The organism is Neobacillus niacini (genome assembly GCF_019749295.1).
Lineage (GTDB): Bacteria > Bacillota > Bacilli > Bacillales > Cytobacillaceae > Neobacillus > Neobacillus niacini_D.
Map to the genome: position 1 here is coordinate 209,430 of NZ_JACWFG010000011.1, position 13,663 is coordinate 223,092.

Annotated in this window: 10 protein-coding genes; all 10 read left to right on the forward strand. The window is 37.2% G+C overall.

Annotation, left to right across the window (positions count from 1 at the left end):
• Positions 1-135: 135 nt before the first annotated feature.
• Complete coding sequence (locus H0184_RS14810) at positions 136-765, forward strand: hypothetical protein (protein ID WP_221826673.1); 630 nt, start codon at positions 136-138, stop codon at positions 763-765.
• Positions 766-917: 152 nt separating this feature from the next.
• A complete protein-coding gene (gene rhaB, locus H0184_RS14815) occupies positions 918-2,339 on the forward strand; it encodes a rhamnulokinase (RefSeq protein WP_221826674.1) in 1,422 nt (473 codons plus the stop codon).
• 17 nt (positions 2,340-2,356) lie between these two features.
• Positions 2,357-3,610, forward strand: coding sequence for an L-rhamnose isomerase (gene rhaA / locus H0184_RS14820; RefSeq protein WP_221826684.1), 1,254 nt, complete (start codon positions 2,357-2,359; stop codon positions 3,608-3,610).
• Between the two features lie 169 nt (positions 3,611-3,779).
• The gene (locus H0184_RS14825) at positions 3,780-4,541 is read left to right on the forward strand and encodes a DeoR/GlpR family DNA-binding transcription regulator (RefSeq protein WP_221826686.1); all 762 of its coding nucleotides are present in this window, start codon (positions 3,780-3,782) and stop codon (positions 4,539-4,541) included.
• Positions 4,542-4,622: 81 nt separating this feature from the next.
• Positions 4,623-4,802: an alpha/beta hydrolase fold domain-containing protein gene (locus H0184_RS14830; protein ID WP_221826688.1), complete on the forward strand. Its 180-nt coding sequence runs from the start codon at positions 4,623-4,625 to the stop codon at positions 4,800-4,802.
• Positions 4,803-5,329: 527 nt separating this feature from the next.
• On the forward strand, positions 5,330-6,160 hold the full coding sequence (rhaD, locus tag H0184_RS14835; protein ID WP_260631621.1) for a rhamnulose-1-phosphate aldolase: 831 nt from the start codon (positions 5,330-5,332) through the stop codon (positions 6,158-6,160).
• Positions 6,161-6,260: 100 nt separating this feature from the next.
• Positions 6,261-7,406 (forward strand): iron-containing alcohol dehydrogenase, encoded by a 1,146-nt coding sequence (locus H0184_RS14840; protein ID WP_221826689.1) that lies wholly within the window; start codon positions 6,261-6,263, stop codon positions 7,404-7,406.
• Between the two features lie 127 nt (positions 7,407-7,533).
• Positions 7,534-8,493, forward strand: a complete 960-nt coding sequence (locus H0184_RS14845; RefSeq protein WP_221826691.1) for an AraC family transcriptional regulator — start codon at positions 7,534-7,536, stop codon at positions 8,491-8,493.
• 44 nt (positions 8,494-8,537) lie between these two features.
• Positions 8,538-9,863: a branched-chain amino acid transport system II carrier protein gene (brnQ, locus tag H0184_RS14850; RefSeq protein ID WP_221826693.1), complete on the forward strand. Its 1,326-nt coding sequence runs from the start codon at positions 8,538-8,540 to the stop codon at positions 9,861-9,863.
• 245 nt (positions 9,864-10,108) lie between these two features.
• Positions 10,109-13,639 carry a S8 family serine peptidase gene (locus tag H0184_RS14855; RefSeq protein ID WP_260631589.1) on the forward strand — a complete coding sequence of 1,177 codons (3,531 nt, stop codon included), beginning with the start codon at positions 10,109-10,111 and terminating at the stop codon, positions 13,637-13,639.
• Positions 13,640-13,663: the final 24 nt, after the last annotated feature.

A 13,663-nucleotide genomic window follows, 5' to 3' on the forward strand; every position in this document is an offset into this window, starting at 1 on the left:
GGACCCTGTTTTCTATAATTTTTCTGAAAAAATCAACCACTTATTATGTATGTAGTAGTATTATAAATGTTTTTATACTAAAATTAAGACTATCATAAGAAAGCGCTAATAAGTCATGGAAAGGAGTAACATAATTTGAAGCAGAACATCAAAGCAATCCTGGCACCCATGAGTCCAAAAGAGAGAATATCATATATCTGGGAATATTATAAGTTTCATATCATGGGGAGCATCGCTGCAATCATCCTATTAATTTCACTAATTAGCAGTATAGGAGACAAAAAAGAAGCCTACCTTAATATGACGATCTTAGGGAAAGGGATTGATTCAGAAGGTATTGTCCAGGTGCAAGAACAGCTGACAAACAAGCTCGTAAAAGACAAAGAAAATGAAGAAGTTTTTGTTGAAACCTTAACCTATGATCCATCTAGTCAAGATGAAATATCACGAGCAGGAATACAGAAAATGACAGCGCAGATTACTACAGGTTCAATTGATTTGCTGATTGTTGATAAAGAACTATTTGAGGAAATTACATCACTTGAAAAATCACTGCTAGCATTAAATGAGATAAAGGCTATCGATAAAAGCGACTTTGAATCCGTTTATTCTAAAACATCCGATGAAAACTTTTATGGTATTGGTATCTCGGACATTAAACTTTTGGATTCACTTGGATTAGATGAAAATAAGGTGTTGTGTGTCCCGAGTAACACAAAAAAAATGAAGGAAATTAAAGAGTTTTTTACACTTATTTCCGAATAATTAAGTAAGGAGGTCCTTTCATCCTAAAAGGACTCCTTTTTTTGTGTGTGCAAATAAGGACAATAAATTAGTCGAATCCCGTTATAGGAAAAACATATTTTTCTAGTAAAATAGAGATATCAGTAAGCGTTTCCAATGGAAAGGTGATGTAAATGTCAAAATACAGTGTAGCCGTCGATATCGGTGCATCAAGTGGAAGACTTATTTTAGGATATCTTGAAGATGGTCTATTAAAATTAGATGAAATTCATCGCTTTGAAAACAAAATCGTTAAAAAAGGAGATTCCTTTTGCTGGGAAGCCAATAAACTTTTTCAAGAAATCATAAATGGACTGAAAAAGTGCAAGGAAATGGGCATTAAGCCAGACAGCATTGGAATTGATACATGGGCCGTTGACTTTTTGTTATTGGATGAAAATGATCAGCCATTAACGGAAGCGGTTTCTTATCGTGACCCTCGCACAGATGGGATGATGGAAGAGGTATTTGAGCTTTTTTCAAAAGAAAGGCTTTACCTCGAAACAGGCATTCAGTTCCAAAAGTTTAATACAATCTATCAATTATTCTCTATCAAAAAAAACAATCCAGAAATTCTAGAAAAGGCAAAATCATTCTTGATGATTCCGGATTATTTTAATTATTTACTTACAGGTAAAAAAGCAAATGAATACACCAACGCAACATCTACACAGCTGGTAAATGCATTTACAAAAAAATGGGATCACCAGTTATTGGATGTGCTGGGTATTAATAAAGATATGTTCCAGGAGATCCAAGCGCCTAAAACGATTCTGGGGAATCTTTCAGAGGAACTAGCTTCTGAAATTGGTTTTGATTTACAAGTTATCCTTCCAGCTACGCATGATACAGGCTCAGCTGTTATCTCGGTACCGGAAGAGGATGAAACGATATATATCAGCTCTGGTACGTGGTCACTAATGGGAACCGAGAATTATTTTCCCATCTGTGTAACCAAAGCATTGGACTATAATTTCACGAATGAAGGCGGAATCGATTATCAATACCGCTTCCTAAAAAATATCATGGGTCTTTGGATGATTCAGGAAGTAAAGCGAAACTACAATGATGACTATTCTTTTGCGAAACTAGTAGATTTAGCAAGAGAAGCAAAGGATTACAAGGGAATTGTTAATGTGAACGATGACCGTTTCCTAAAACCTGACAACATGATCGATGAGATTATGAATTATTGCATTGAAACGAATCAAACTGTCCCAAGCACACCGGGAGAAATAGCAAAATGTGTGTTTGAAAGTTTAGCAGTAAGCTATCAAGAAACCGTTACAGAAATTGAAGAGATTTTTGAGAAGAAATTTGAAAAAATTAATGTCATTGGCGGCGGCTGCCAAAATGAAATGCTCAATCAGCTGATTGCCGATGTAACACATAAAGAGGTCTTTGCTGGGCCAGTTGAAGCAACAGCAATCGGAAACATTGCAGCGCAATTAATGGCTCTTGGAGAAATCAGTGATATTAAACAAGCACGTTCCATCATTAAAAAGTCATTTGAAGTGAAAAAGTATCTACCGGCACAACATATATCAGCTAATTAAAGGAAGGAAGAATAAATATGTCTATTAAAGAGAATTTTGAACTTGCGAAACAAAACTATGCGAAATGGGGAGTAGACGTTGAAGAAGTAGTAGAAAAGCTAAAGAATGTACCGATTTCCATTCACTGCTGGCAAGGCGACGATGTGGCTGGATTCGAAGTAAACCAAAACGAATTATCAGGCGGTATTGATGTAACGGGGAATTATCCTGGTAAAGCGACGAATGCTGAAGAATTAAGAAGTGATTTAGAGAAAGCTCTATCACTTATCCCTGGTAAGCATAGAGTTAATTTACATGCAATCTATGCTGAAACAAATGGTGAAGTGGTTGAGCGTGATCAACTTGAACCAAAGCATTTTGAAAACTGGGTAAAATGGGCAAAGGAAAATGGACTAGGCTTGGATTATAATCCAACATTATTCTCACATCCAAAAGCGGATGATGGTTTAACCCTTTCACATCCAAATGAAGAAATCCGTGAGTTCTGGATTAATCACTGTATTGGCAGCCGTAAAATTGGTGAGTACTTTGGAAAAGAACTTGGTACACCAGCATTAACAAACATTTGGATCCCGGATGGCTATAAAGATATTCCAAGTGACCGCCTGACTCCAAGAAAAAGATTAAAAGAATCATTGGATAAAATCTTTGCTGTGGAAACAGACGAAAGATATAACCTTGATGCTGTTGAAAGTAAAGTATTTGGTATTGGATCTGAATCATATGTGGTTGGTTCACACGAGTTTTACCTAAACTATGCAATGAAAAACGATAAATTATGCTTACTAGATACAGGTCACTATCATCCAACTGAAACAGTATCAAATAAGATTTCTTCTATGTTATTGTTTAGTGAAAAGCTTGCATTGCACGTTTCAAGACCGGTTCGCTGGGATAGTGACCACGTTGTTATTCTTGATGATGAATTAAAAGAAATTGCACTAGAGATTGTTCGCAACGATGCCTTAGATCGAGTTATCATTGGACTAGATTTCTTTGATGCAAGTATTAACCGTGTTGCTGCTTGGACAATTGGTACACGCAACATGATTAAAGCACTCCTTTATGCAATGTTAACACCAAATGAATATTTAAAGCAGCTGCAAGAGGAAGGCAATTTCACAGAAAGACTAGCATTAATGGAAGAATTCAAAACCTATCCATTCGGTGCAATTTGGGATTACTACTGTGAAAAAATGGGAGTACCAGTAAAAGAATCTTGGTTAGAAGAAGTAAAAGCTTACGAAAATGAAGTTTTATCAAAACGATAAGATAAAGAAAGACTCAATGGGGTAAAGTACCCTGTTGGGTCTTTCTTTTTTTGAAAGTATGTTTGTTTTGTGGGAAATATGGTATATTTATAATATAAACAAAAGAAAAGTAAACGCAAAACAACAAAAACAAAATGTTCTTTGTGGATGTTCGGAAGGGGATTTAACAATGCTAGTTGCGGAAAGACATAAAAAGATTGTTGAACTGGTCAATGAAAAATTAAGTATACGTGTTACGGAGTTAAGCAAGATATTTTCTGTTACGGAGGAAACCATTCGTCGGGATTTGGAAAAGCTTGAAAAAGAGAACCTATTAATGCGCAGCCATGGCGGTGCGGTTAGTATCGAGAAAGACCAAGGGGAAACTTCTTATTTGGAAAGGGAAATCACTAATGCTGCAGAGAAGAAAGCAATTGCAGCAGAAGCTGTACGTTTCATTGAGGCAGGAGATCAAATCGTATTAGACGCAAGCACCACCGCTTGGTATGTGGCAAAGGAATTGGAGGACATTCCATTAACTGTTCTAACCAACTCCATTAAAGTAGCGATTGAGCTTAGCAAAAAAGAGCAAATTAAGGTGATTTCTACAGGCGGTACTTTATTGTCACAATCTCTTTCCTATGTCGGTCCACTTGCGGAACGATCATTGGGGATGTATCACGTTAATAAAGCTTTTATTTCCTGTAAGGGTGTCCACCTAGAAAAGGGACTAAGTGATTTTAATGAATCACAGGCTCTTTTGAAAAAACAAATGATGGATATTGCGGATGAAACCATTCTAATGGTTGATTCAAGTAAATTTGGGACACGGGCTTTTTCGCAGATTGCCCCAGTCTCAAAGGTTCACTCTATTATAACCGATTCAGATATGGACGAACAAACGAAAAAACAGCTGGAAGAAAGAAACATTAAAGTGACTATCGCAAAATAATATAAGGGACCGCACCTAAACGCGAAGGTGGAGTAAGTGATTTCTATGAACTGTCGGTAGAGAAGGGAGATTGGATAAAGAATGTCCTTCTCTCGCTTGGCACCCAAAGAAATAGAGGAAGATATTTATCTTCCACACATTAGTCCTATGCTTGCTCCATATCATGCAGGGCTGCCTAAGGCACTGATAATAGGAGCAGAATTTGATGGGTTGCGTATACAAACAGAGGTTTATGCCAAGCAGTTATTAGAGGGAGGTTGAAACTACATATATCCGTAATTGCCAAGGTATAAAAACATTATAGAGTAATTGACGAGAAGCAGACTTCATAGGGTCTGCTTCTTATTGGTTTCCTGATGATTTTTAGGGAACTATTCCACAAACGATGCCCGCTAAATGCAGTTTTCCTACTTTCTGGGAATCATTCACTCCAAAAGATGCCCGCAAAACTCTTTTTCCCTGCACTCAGGGAATCATTTACTTCAAAAGATGCCCGGAGAACTCCTAATTCCTGCTCCCAGGGAATCGTACTCTCCAAATGATTCCCACCTACTATTTTTTTAATTGTGTCTAAGTTGTTAACGAAACAAAAGTAAACGGATACAATTGTGACGAATATGTTAATAAAACAAAAATAAACAAAAGTAAAATTATGATTTAATGTTTATTTATGTTTGTTTTTGATGTATGATTACATTGTAAAGAACAAAACAAAAACAACCTAAATAAAAAACAAACTTTTTCTAAAATATATTAGTACCAATAAAAGGAGAGAAATTAAAATGAGTATGACCATGATGAAAGATGCAATCTATGCTGCTCCATTTTTACAAGAAATGTTGGAAACGACGTCTAACTTATACCGATTAGGATGGGATGAACGTAATGGCGGTAATATCAGCTATTTATTAAACGAATATGAAGTTCTTCCATATCTAAATGTTGATGATGTTAAAAGAACTGTACCGATGAACTTTGATGCATCTGCATTAGCGGGTCGTTATTTTATCGTTACAGGATCTGGAAAATATTTTAAGAATGTAAAAAGAGATCCTGCTAATAACCTAGGCTTGATTCGAATTTCAATGGATGGCAAAAGCTATGATATTTTATGGGGATTTGAAGATGGCGGGGTTGCAACTAGTGAATTGCCAACACATCTTATGAATCATATGAAGCGCTTAGCAGTAGATAAAAACCATCGCGTTATTATGCACTGCCATGCAACAAACTTAATTGCCATGTCTTTTACACATAGTTTAAAGGAAGAAGATTTTACAAAAACCTTATGGGAAATGTGTACCGAATGTCTTGTTGTTTTCCCTGAAGGTGTAGGAATCATTCCATGGATTGTTCCAGGCACAAACGCAATTGGTGAAGCAACCGCAGAAAAAATGGAAGATGTGCGCCTTGTCCTCTGGCCACATCATGGAATATTCGGTGCTGGTACTACATTAGATGAAACCTTTGGTTTAATTGAAACAGCTGAAAAAGCGGCCGAGGTTTATACAATTGTTTGTGCACAAGGTGGAAAAAAACAGACCATTACCGATGCTCAGCTTAACGAGCTTGCAGTAGCGTTTGGTGTTACTCCAAGAAAAGGGATATTGAACCTGTAATAGGAAATAGTTCTGTTATTTAAATGAAGGGACATTTGTTCGTCCCTTTCATTTATAAATAAAAATGTGAAATAGTGAACAATCTTAAGGAGGAAGTAGGATGAGTGTTTATTATGTTCCAAGTACAAATTTGTTTGGCAGAGGCTGTTTAAAGGAATTAGCTGCATTGGTTAACGAACTAGGAAATAACAAAGCAATGGTGGTTACTGACAAATTTTTAAACGAAACAGGTGTAGCAGGAAAGGTTCTTGCTGAATTAGATTCTATTAATCTAGAATACATCGTTTATGATGATGTGAAGCCAAATCCAACGATTGAAAATGTATATGCAGGAGTAGATGTTTTCAACACAAACGAATGTGATGTCCTTGTATCTGTTGGCGGCGGATCACCACAGGATACTGCAAAAGCTATTGGACTTTATGTTACCAATGGGGGAGATTTACGAGATTACGAGGGTGTAGGAAAAACAAAAAATAAATCGATCCCAATTATTGCCGTTAACACCACAGCAGGGACTTCCAGTGAATTCACGATTAACTATGTTATAACCGATACAGAACGTGAAGTAAAAATGGTAATGGTCGACAAAAATAGCTTGGTTACCATCGCTGTAAACGATCCAGAATTAATGGTCGATAAACCATCAGCATTAACGGCTGCAACAGGTATGGACGCTTTGACTCATGCTATTGAAGCGATTGTTACCCCAGGTGCCTATGCTGTTACAGATGCTACTGCACTAGCAGCGGTAGAAATCATCTTTAATTATCTGTCGCGTGCAGTTAAAAACGGACATGATATTGAAGCACGTGAACAAATGACCTATGTTATGTTTTTAGGTGGTATAGCCTTTAACAATGCTGGTCTAGGATTTGTTCATGCTATGGCACACCAGCTCGGCGGCGTATATGACTTACCTCATGGTGTATGTAATGCGATGCTGCTTCCAATTGTGGAAAGAGAAAATGCCAAACGCGACCCACGAAAATTCCGCGCTATCGCGAAAGCGGCTGGTCTTAATGTGGATGGAAAATCAGATGAGCAATGTGCAGATGAAGTAATTGAAGCGATAAAAGCTCTATCAAAAGAAGTAGGAATCCCTAGTAAACTAGCTGAATTAGGGGTTAATGAAGTAGATCTAGAAAAATTAGCAATAAACTCACTTAACGATGCGTGTGCACCAGGAAATCCATTCCAGCCCACAAAAGAAGAAGTTATTTCCATGTTTCAAGAAATCTTATAAGTAGAAATTTAAAGTGTGTTCCTGAAAAAGGAGCATACTTTTTTTGTTCTAATCGTTGCAGGGAAATGGTATCATTATATCTTATAAAAATGTACTTTGAGATCCAAATCAGAAATAGGTGAAAAGAGTGAACCAGGAATTACTTAACGAACTTTTACAACTGACAGACGAGGAAAATGATATTCTTGAACAACAAACGAACGTTAGTAAAGATTTATATACAAGTAAGACGAATTTTATTATCGAGAGTGAAAAATTCTTAAGTAAAGACAAGATGATCATGGTTCGCAAACACACCAGATTTGTGGACTTTCCATTACATAAACATGATTACATTGAAGTGAATTATGTTTATAACGGGGAATTGCAGCAGACAGTCGGAGGCAGACCGATTACCTTGAAAAAAGGAGAGCTTCTATTATTAAATCAACATATTGAACATGAAATAAAAGCTTGTGGTAAGGATGATATTGTTATTAATTTTATCATTCGGCCTGCCTTCTTTGACTTTATTTTTTCTTTCTTAAGTTCAGAAAATATTATCAGCGATTTCCTGCTAAGCAGCCTGTACAATAATACCCAGAACGGACAATTTCTTTATTTTAAAGTATCGGAAATACAGTCTATTCAGGAGTTAATAGCGAAAATGATTCACGAAATTATGGACCCTTCCACTTTCTCTGAATCTTCCATAAAGCTTTATATGGGGCTATTTATGATTGAACTTATCAAAAATTCGGATAAGGTTGAAAGAATAGAAGAAGCTTCCATCATGCATTACTTAGTGGTTGAATCACTAAAGTATATCGAAGAACATTACAAAGAAGCTTCATTATATGAATTAGCTGAGCAATTAAACCAATCCCATTATGGATTAAGTAAAACCATAAAAAAGGCAACTTCACGTACATTTAAAGAGCTCCTTCAAGAAAGAAGGCTGGTAAAAGCAAAAGAATTATTAGAAGGTACAGATTTGCCTATTGGGATGGTTGTGGAACAAGTTGGCTACGATAATATTAGTTATTTTTACCGAATTTTCAAAGGGAAATATGGCCAGACACCCAAAGAATTTAGAGCAAACAAATGATATAATGTTTGAATATTGTTTAATACAACCTAAGGAGATACATCATGAATTTTTCAGCTAAACAAATTATCTTTATCAGTTTTATGTTATTTTCTATGTTTTTTGGGGCAGGGAACCTTATTTTCCCCCCTTTTCTCGGTCAATCAGCTGGTGATCACATTTGGCTGGCTCTTGCTGGATTTATTGTTTCAGCAGTAGGACTGCCCATTTTAGGAGTGATTGCAGTTGCAAAGGTAGGAAGCTTGAACGAGCTTAACCTTAGAGTTCATCCATTATTTGCATTAATATTTCCATTTTTGATTTATATTGCAATTGGTCCAGGACTGGCTATTCCACGTGCGGGAAGCCTTGCCTTTGAAATGGGAGCTGCACCATTCTTGCCCGAAAATTTGCTTGATGGCCCAATTTCTTTATTACTCTATAGTATCGTCTTTTTTGGTTTAGCAGCTTGGTTGAGTATGTATCCCTCCAAACTGATTAGTCTTTTTGGAAAACTATTGACTCCAATTCTTTTGACCTTGATAGCGATTATCTTTATAAAAAGCTTAATCGATCCTATTGGCTCATTTGAAGCTCCTATTGGTAATTATCAAGAAAATCCATTATTCCAAGGAATATTGGAAGGGTACTTAACCATGGATGCTTTGGCAGCACTCGCATTTGGGATTGTCATTGCTAACACATTAACAGCACAAGGTGTCCTTGACTCCAAAATGAAATCACGCTATATGATGTACGCAGGTTTGGGTGCTGGTTTGTTACTAGCTGTTATTTATCTTATATTAGGATATTTGGGAGCTGCCAGTTCTTCTTTAGGACAAGCTGAAAATGGGGCAATTATTTTGTCCAACATCATGACCTACCTGTTTGGAAAGAGCGGAACATTGCTATTAGGTATTGTTTTTACGCTTGCTTGTTTCTGCGTGTCGATTGGCTTGATTACCTCATGCAGCCAATTCTTCTCCAATGCCATTCCAAAAGTGGCATATAAAGTATGGGTCGTTATCTTAGCAGTTCTAAGTACTGCAATTGCTAATTTAGGTTTAACGCAAATCCTGCAGATTTCTGTACCGATTCTCGGCATGATTTACCCAATAGCTATTGTACTCATTTTCTTAGGGTTGCTGGATAATATTATAAAAAGAAATCCATATATATATAGCTCTGTAATCGGCTTTGTTACTCTTTTTAGTGTTTTAGACACTATTAACAAAGTATTTTTAGACAGTAACTTGAGTGGTGCATTTGAAATTCTTCCTTATTATAACGAAGGACTGGGGTGGCTGATTCCTGCACTTATAGGATTAGTCGTTGGATATATTTTAGGTTTGTTTAAGGGTTCAACTCCAGTTATGAAAACAAATCCATAGTAAATGATAGGACCAAAAAACGAGAAACCATCAATTAATGAGGTTTCTCGTTTTTTTATGGGGTTATTTATGAGTGACTATTATACTGATAAATATCAGAAAATAACAAAAATTAACCTTATTCGGTCATTTTTAGGACATTTTACTCAATTCGTAACCCCAATAGCTTCTTGTTTATAAAGTAATTAAAATAAGAGTTGTGTTAATATTTTGAAAATATTAATTAACTATGAGGGGAAATGTGAATGATGAAAAAGCGAAAAGGGTTACCGTTTAAAGTATTATCAACGACAGCCTTAGCAACGATGTTGTTAACTTCAACAGGATTTGCGGAAGGAAATAGTACTAATCCAGTTCCAGCTCCAAGTGTTGAGGAGATTGTGAAACAAGGGCAGAAAATATTCTTAGATGAACAAAAAAAAGCTGCTGAAGCTGAGGCTGATCAGTTTGGGTATAAGGATTTAAAGAAAGAAGGTTTAGCAAAACCGTATAAGCCTAATGAAAAGGTCCGTCTAATAGTTGAGGTAGAACAGCCTGACACAGCGGGGGAAGCTAAAAAGAACAAGAAGGAAAAGTTTAAACAAAAACAAGATCATGTAATTGCACAAATTTCTAAAAATAAAACTGCAGGTAAAGTAAAGAATCGTTTCTATGAAAGCTTTAACGGGTTTAGTATAGAAACTGAGTTTCGTAATCTAAAGGAAATTCAAGCGACACCTGGTGTAACAAATGTACATATCGCTAGAACGTTCCAGCCTTCTATGGGGGCAAGCAAAGAATTGGTACAAGCCCAAAAGGTATGGGAGGAATATGGTTACGAAGGGGAAGGATTGCTTGTTGCAATCGTTGATTCAGGAATTGACTACAGTCATCAAGATATGAAACTAACAGAAAAAGGAAAAGAGAAACAAAAGTGGACACAAGAGGGCATTGGAGGTAAATTGGCTGAAACCGAGGTAAGTGAAGTATGGTACAACGACAAGGTTCCTACAGGATATGACTGGGCCGATAAAGATACGGATGTCATTGCTCGCGGCCAAAACGGATCTTCACATGGTATGCACGTTGCAGGGACTGTAGGGGCAAATGGGGATGAGGCAAATGACGGCGTACAAGGTGTTGCTCCAGGAGTGCAGCTATTAGCTGAAAAAGTATTTTCTGATAATGGCGGCGGTGCATTTGAAGATGATATTATTGCTGGTATAGAGCATGCTGTCACAATGGGAGCAGATGTCATTAACATGAGTTTAGGCTCTGATGCGGGATATGTTGGAGAGGAGAACGATCCAATTCAAAAATCGATACGCGAAGCAACTGAACAAGGGACACTTGTAGTGGTAGCTGGCGGAAACTCCGCTTACAGCACAAAAAACAATCTTTTACAATCTGCAGCGAAACCTTATTCAGAAAACCCGGATATTGGGACAGTAGGAGAACCAAGTGTAAGTCCTTATGCCCTGTCAGTCGCTTCCTATGAAAATACAAATATTCATATGAATACATTAGCAGAGGAAAATGGTTTGCAGCTTCCATATAAAGACCAAACTCAATATAATTTCAAGCTCTCAAGAGTACTGGAAGTGGGCAAGAGCTATGAATTGGTATATGTTGGGGAAGGGAAAACAGCAGATTTCGTTGGAAAAGAGGTGACTGGCAAAATTGTGGTCGCCAAACCGAATCAGCCATACGCTACCTACACTTATGTACAAAATGAAGCACAAAAGAAAGGAGCAAAAGCAGTTATCCTAGTGCCGCCGAGTGGATTGGCTGACTATCCATACGTATATCTAAGTTCATTTTTTATTCCTGCTGCAACAACAAGTAAAGAGGCAGGAGAAGCAATAATTAACAAGCTTACTAGTGGACAAAGTGTAAATATGAAAATGTCAAATGGAGTTTATATAGAAAATCCTGATAAAAATACGATATCCGATTTCTCATCTTATGGCACACCACATACATTGGATTTTAAACCAGAGATTACTGCACCAGGAGGTAATATTTATTCAACGGTTACGGGTAATGAATATGAAATTATGAGCGGAACATCCATGGCAGCACCGCATGTAGCTGGTGGTTCAGCATTATTGCTGCAAGCTTTATATGAAAAAGGCTTATCTCATTCTAAGGAAACAGCATTAAAAGCAAAAATCGCTTTAATGAATACATCACAATTTATACAAGACCCACGTACCAATAATGAGGTGCCGTACTCACCGCGTGTACAAGGATCTGGCTTAATGCAAATTAAAAATGCCATTAAAACTCCTGTTCTTGTTACTAGTGAAAAAACTCCATTGGAGCAAGCTGGAGCAGTTGCCTTAAAAGAAATTACGAGCAACAAAGCTCACTTCAAGTTAAATGTAGAAGCTCTACAAAATGTAGATGTAAAAGACCTGGAATACAGTGTTTACGTTGATGTATTGACAGATAATACAGAAACAAAGGAATTTGACTTGGACAATGATGGAACATTGGATTCTAAAGAATATTTAACGTTAACTAGCAAGCGGGTGCAGGGTGCTTCCGTTTTGGTAAACGGGGAAAAAGCAACTCATACAGAAGGTAAGACATTAAAGATTAAACCGGGTCAAGAAAAGAATTTAGACATCCAGATTTCATTACCAGCCAGCTTAAAGGAAGGTACATTTGTCGAAGGGTATGTACGTCTTGTGCCAACTGGCAAAAACATTGATTCGGCAGTTCCAATAACCGTACCTTATATGGGCTTCTATGGTAAATGGGATCAAGCTCAGAACTTAGATCCAGCTGCATGGGATAAAGATGCTTTCTTAGGATATACGGTGCTTTGGAATGATGAGCCATTCTCAGAAGGCACATTCCCATTAGGTTATGATCCTAGAAAAGGCACATTCGATACGGACAGAATCGTGATCTCTCCAAACACGATTTTTCCAGGAGTATTCCCGACATTCACCACACTCCGTAATTTAGAGAAAACAGAAATGTACGTGGAAGATCAAAATGGACAACTCGTTCAATATTTAGGTGACTTTAGTGAATACACTGGGAAGCCATGGAAGTTCAGAAAGAATATTATGTCATATGGGGACTATATGAATGGTGGTTACTTATGGGATGTTAAGGACAAAAATGGACAAGTAGTCAAAGATGGCAGCTATCACTATGTTATAAAAACAACACTAGATTACAAGAATGCAAAACCGCAAGAAATTAAGCTTCCAGTTAAAGTAGATTCTGTTGCTCCGGTAGTATCTGATATTCAAGTACAGCCAAAAGAAGGTGAATTTGAAATATCCTTCAAAGCGGTGGATAACGACAATGGCAGTGGTTTTTATGGTGCAATCATATGGTATAACGGTAAGTATATGGCGCTAGAGCAGGGACAAACATCCGTACTTGTAAAAGAAGAACCAAAGAGTGTTGTCGTATTAGGTGCAGATGTTGCCTTTAACCATGGCTATACCGTTTGGGGAGATCCTTCATATATTAATGAAGATATGCTAGTAAGCTATTTCAGTGTCTATCCATATAAAAATGTAAATGCTAGTACTCCTGCGGGAATTAATGCGTTCGCCAATAATCGAGTAAACTGGAATATAAGTATTAAAGATGAAAGTGGCAAGGTTGTTGAATCGATTGTGGTGGAAAACGAGCATGAAATTCACCTAGAGTGGAACCCGGAGGCAGATCTTCCTAACGGTACGTATACCGTATCAGCGGAAGTGGAAAACAAACAAGGCTTTAAAGTTACGACAAGTCCACAATCTATTACGGTATTACAGCAACAATAAAACCATTCGAAAAAGTCGGTTCGT

What these genes read in the sequence shown, in the direction of transcription:
- rhaB (WP_221826674.1), top strand. Translation starts at nt 918, where the DNA reads ATGTCAAAATACAGTGTAGCCGTCGATATCGGTGCATCAAGTGGAAGA.
- rhaA (WP_221826684.1), top strand. Translation starts at nt 2,357, where the DNA reads ATGTCTATTAAAGAGAATTTTGAACTTGCGAAACAAAACTATGCGAAA.
- H0184_RS14825 (WP_221826686.1), top strand. Translation starts at nt 3,780, where the DNA reads ATGCTAGTTGCGGAAAGACATAAAAAGATTGTTGAACTGGTCAATGAA.
- H0184_RS14830 (WP_221826688.1), top strand. Translation starts at nt 4,623, where the DNA reads ATGTCCTTCTCTCGCTTGGCACCCAAAGAAATAGAGGAAGATATTTAT.
- rhaD (WP_260631621.1), top strand. Translation starts at nt 5,330, where the DNA reads ATGACCATGATGAAAGATGCAATCTATGCTGCTCCATTTTTACAAGAA.
- H0184_RS14840 (WP_221826689.1), top strand. Translation starts at nt 6,261, where the DNA reads ATGAGTGTTTATTATGTTCCAAGTACAAATTTGTTTGGCAGAGGCTGT.
- brnQ (WP_221826693.1), top strand. Translation starts at nt 8,538, where the DNA reads ATGAATTTTTCAGCTAAACAAATTATCTTTATCAGTTTTATGTTATTT.
- H0184_RS14855 (WP_260631589.1), top strand. Translation starts at nt 10,109, where the DNA reads ATGATGAAAAAGCGAAAAGGGTTACCGTTTAAAGTATTATCAACGACA.